The sequence below is a fragment of the Candidatus Magnetobacterium casense genome, assembly GCF_000714715.1.
Taxonomy (GTDB): domain Bacteria; phylum Nitrospirota; class Thermodesulfovibrionia; order Thermodesulfovibrionales; family Magnetobacteriaceae; genus Magnetobacterium; species Magnetobacterium casense.
The window spans coordinates 1-1,297 of record NZ_JMFO01000065.1 but is presented as its reverse complement, the minus strand read 5'-3'; the positions used below and the strand labels follow the sequence as shown (position 1 = coordinate 1,297).

Sequence of the window (1,297 nt, the reverse complement as noted above, 5' to 3'; positions counted from 1 at the left end):
GTGCCTCGTTGTAGCCGCGGTCGTCGGACTCGCGCGGGTGGTTAGGAGACTCCCGGCATTGACCGAATCGACGGAGGTCCCAAAAGCCGTGCGAAGCTGCTGGTTCCAGGCAGCCGATATGGAGCGGTCAAATCCGGGAGTCTCCTTAGTTAGGAACGGACCGAGTCGGAGGCGTGCGTTCTTCACCTTTGGTCGGGCGTGGCAAAGCAAGCAGGAGCCCTCATTTCTCATCCACCCTGTCGTCATTCTCCTTGGGCTGTCAATCATCATCAGCGATTCTAAATGGCGGTGGTGCTGAGGATTTTGGGTCTCCAAACGTTGCCGAGAGGGGTGGACACGAGGGAGCCATTGGTCAGGGAGGTCGTGCCTTTGGATCGGTGATGGCATTGAGGAGGTGATCCCAGCCTTCGAAGACGATGTAGGCGGTGATGGTGCGCAGGTGCTCGAAGAAGCGGTAGCGGGCGCCGCGGGCGGCCATGGCGTTGCGCCACGCCAGAACGCAGAGCTGGGCGACGGTATGGAAGGCGAAGGCCAGCAGGTTCAGCGTGACGAAGACGTTGGCCAGGGTCATCTTGCCGTGGCCGAAATTGTGTTCGAGGTGATAGCCGTTGGTTTTCAGGACATTGAAGGTCTCGTTCTCGATCTTCCAGCGCGCCCGGCCACAGGCGACGATTTCGGCGACGGTCTCGGCTGTGACCGTCAGGTCGGTGACGAAGCTGTTGGAATAGGTCAGCTTTCCCTTGGCATTGCGGATTTCGACGGACACCCAGGTGACGCTGAGCGCATCGTCGCTGGCGCGCAGGGGCACGTCGGCCAGCCAGCGGTAGGTGTGGGTCGAGCGCTTGCCCGGCTGCACGACGGTCTGGCGATGTTCGCTCAGTTCGGCGCCGCTGACGTATTCGGCGATGGTCTGGTGCGATGCGGGCTTGCAGGTCAGGATGAAGTTGCCGCCAACGGCATTCATGGCGACGGCGATCGGTTGGCAGGCGAACAGGTCGTCACCGAGATAGATTGGCCGAAGGTGCGCGACGCGGGGCCCGTGCTTGGCCAGCCAGCGCTTGGCGGCGTTGCGTTCGCAGTCCTGCTTCTCGGCACCGTCCTGGGAAACGATGAACTCCGGCGGCAGCGACAGGACCTGGGCGTGGCCCGGCGCCACGATGCTGGCGCCGAGGAAGCTGTGGAAATACTCCATCCCGCCATCCGAGCGCCGGCGGTGAGAACACTGCGGACAGTGGATTTTGCGTGAACAGTGGTGCTCAGTGCCGTCCAGCGCGATCATCACCCGCCCGCCCAGGCG

At 62.9% G+C, this 1,297-nt stretch carries 1 protein-coding gene; it reads right to left on the bottom strand.

Translation table 11 applies throughout. The annotated features are described in order from the left end of the window. Positions 1–352: 352 nt before the first annotated feature. Positions 353–1,297: hypothetical protein (locus tag Mcas_RS15840; RefSeq protein WP_040336524.1), on the bottom strand; the 945-nt coding region annotated here is incomplete at its 5' end.